The 2,472-nt window shown below is 58.3% G+C and carries 3 protein-coding genes; all 3 read right to left on the reverse strand.

Features of this window, described 5'->3' with window-relative positions; genetic code table 11:
• Window positions 1–878: radical SAM protein (locus tag GX181_00505; GenBank protein ID NLM70424.1), on the reverse strand; the 878-nt coding region annotated here is incomplete at its 3' end.
• Window positions 875–1,816 (reverse strand): helix-turn-helix domain-containing protein, encoded by a 942-nt coding sequence (locus tag GX181_00510; protein ID NLM70425.1) that lies wholly within the window; start codon window positions 1,814–1,816, stop codon window positions 875–877. The genes GX181_00510 and GX181_00505, both read right to left, overlap by 4 nt.
• The coding region (gene rpe / locus GX181_00515; protein NLM70426.1) for a ribulose-phosphate 3-epimerase at window positions 1,809–2,472 on the reverse strand (664 nt) is incomplete at its 5' end. The genes GX181_00510 and rpe, both read right to left, overlap by 8 nt.

A 2,472-nucleotide genomic window follows, 5' to 3' on the forward strand; every position in this document is an offset into this window, starting at 1 on the left:
GGAAAACCGACCATGACGGTAGTCCTGAGGGCGAAGAGGGGATCCGTGCCCCTGGCAAAGGAAAAGAGGCGACGGATTCGCGCCTCGCCGTCCGGCCGGTTCATTCGGGCCAGAATCTCATCGTCTATGTGTTGTACGGGGATGTCCAGGTAAGAGAGAACTCTCTCGCTTCCGGCCACGTACTCGATCAGCGTCTCATCCACTCCGGATGGATTCAGATAGAGCAGCCGCACTCGGACGTCGCGCGGCAGAGCGTTGTCCAGAGAGTCCAGGAGTTCCAGCAAGCGAGGCGAGCCGTAAAGATCGGTGCCGTAGACTGTGAGGTCCTGCCCCACCAAGCAGATCTCCCTGGCCCCTTCGTTGACCAGCGACAGCGCCTCGCCGAGCAACTCTCGGATGGGCGTGCTGCGAGCTCTTCCTCTTATTGACGGGATTGTACAGAAGGAGCAGAAGGAATCACACCCCTCTCCGACCTTCAGGTATCTCGACCAGGGGGACGATCCCGGCGCTCTCATCCTGCTCCATGTAGCGGGTGGAGTGCCGAAGAAGGACGCGACTGTGCCCCACTCCTCGGAGTCAGCCCACAGATCGACGGTGGGAAGCTCACGCTTGAGCTCGTCGCCATACCTGTTCACAAGACAGCCGACGACGCAGATCCTCTCCAAGCGACCGAGCTCCTTCATGCGTTCGAGGTCGAGGATCACGTCTATATTCTCCTCCACGGCGGGCTGAATAAAGCCGCAGGTGTTTACTATCACGGTGTCCGCCGATTCAATATCCTCCACGATCTCGAGCCCTTGCGCTCGAAGAACTCCGAGCAGCTTCTCGCTGTCCACGGAGTTCTTCGCACATCCCATGGTTAACAGGTGGATCATCAATCGGTCTTTCCGGTCGACCCGTCCGGGTCGTAGTATACCCTCTCAACCCCTCTACCCGGCCTGCCGATGTCCTGGCCGTTCCACCTCACCGTCACCGCTCCTCCACGACCGTAGACGACGTTGTATCTCTGGGTGACCTTGAACTCGGCCGTATCACCCGCTTTCATCGTCCTCTCGTATACGGTCTTGTCGCCCTCGCGAATCCTCACCCAGCAGTCTCCATCTGCCGTTATGACCAGCGACCCCTCTTCCTTCTTCTCCGGCTCGGGCGCTGGCGTCTCCGAGGGAGGCTCGGTGAGGCCGACAAGCTCGGCGGCAGTCGTCAATGGAACATGGGGTTGGGCGGCCTCGCCCTCAGGGGTCTCGTCCTCGACCGCCGCTTTTTCGTCATCCTCGAGAGAGGAGGGAACCTCGGCGTCCTCCGCGCGGTCTGCGATCACGAGCGTATCCTCCTCAACCGGCTCGACGACCGCATGCTTTTCATCCAACAAAACAGGATGATCGTCCTTGCCGTCGAATAGCGAGATACCGCTCTGTTCCCACGAATACCACACGTACCATCCGGATCCTGTGACTATCATCAGCAGAAGCACGAACAGCCAGAGTTTGGACGCAGGTTTGAACCCTTTCGTCGGAGGAGTGCACGAGCCCATTACAAGCTCGTCGCTTCGCTTCTTTTCCATCCCCTCGGACAGCACCGGCAGGAATTCGCTCCACAGCTCCTCCGCGCCGAGGAATTGAAGATAGGTCCGAATAAAACCCCTGACGTAGACTGTGCCGGGGAAACCGCTGTAGTCGCCGTTTTCGATGCCCTGAAGGAAGTTGATCCTGATCTTGGTCCCGTCATGAACGTCCTCAAGGCTGTAGCCCAAGGCCTCTCTTTTAAGCTGAATCTTTTTTCCCGTCTCTCGGAGCAAGTCTTCTCTTTCTTCAGGCACGACCGTCTGCCTCCTTAACAAGAGTTCGAATTTTTCTAAGGGTCTCTGCGGGGTAGGACGTTCCAAACACCGCGCTCCCCATCACCAATACATCGCAACCGGCCTTTGCCGCCATAGCCGCGTTATCCATTCCAATGCCGCCGTCGATCTCGATCAGGTAGTCAAAACCGCCCGCAACCCTCCACCTGGCCAGCTCGGTCACCTTGTCCATGACCGATGGAATGAAAGCCTGCCCGCCGAAACCGGGATTGACCGACATCACGAGCACCAGGTCCACGTAGGGCAGGAGAGGGCGGACAAGCTCCACCGATGTGCCCGGGTTTATAGACACGCCGGCCTTTGCGCCATAGTCCCTTATCCGGGTCAGAGTCCTGTGTATATGATGATCCGCCTCCGCGTGCAGGGTCAAATAATCCGCGCCGGCCTTTAGAAAGTCGTCGAGCAAGGACGACGGACTGTCTATCATAAGGTGGACGTCGAGCAGTTCGTCGGGGAAGCACCTTTTCAAAGATTGAACAAATCCTGCGCCGAAGGTGATATTCGGCACGAAGCTCCCGTCCATAACGTCCACATGAAGCCAGTCGTTTTCACCCTCCAGCGACAGTATGGACGATCGCATATCGAGAAAGTCCGCGGACAGAACGGAGGGCGCCAAC

The organism is Synergistaceae bacterium, assembly GCA_012521675.1.
In the GTDB taxonomy this organism is placed as follows: Bacteria; Synergistota; Synergistia; order Synergistales; family Aminobacteriaceae; genus JAAYLU01.